This window comes from Alkalihalophilus lindianensis, assembly GCF_032843265.1.
Taxonomy (GTDB): Bacteria; Bacillota; Bacilli; order Bacillales; family Bacillaceae_D; genus Alkalihalophilus; species Alkalihalophilus lindianensis.
The window spans coordinates 1-240 of record NZ_JAWJBA010000949.1 but is presented as its reverse complement, the minus strand read 5'-3'; the positions used below and the strand labels follow the sequence as shown (position 1 = coordinate 240).

General features: G+C 45.8%; 1 pseudogene. It reads right to left on the bottom strand.

Annotated features, from left to right (window positions below):
* Positions 1 to 240, bottom strand: a pseudogene (gene eno, locus RYX56_RS24920) (phosphopyruvate hydratase); the annotation flags it as partial.

Here is a 240-nt window from a genome sequence, read left to right as displayed (position 1 = left end):
CAGCGATGTCAGCGATGGTGCTGTCTTCTGTTTCACCGGAACGGTGGGAAACTACTGCTGTGTAGCCAGCTCGTTTTGCCATTTCAATAGCATCAAATGTTTCAGTTAGTGTACCAATCTGGTTCACTTTGATCAGGATGGAGTTTGCAATGCCTTTTTCAATTCCTTCTGCAAGCTTCTTCGTATTAGTTACGAATAAGTCGGCACCCACTAATTGTACTTTGCCGCCAAGGCGCTCAG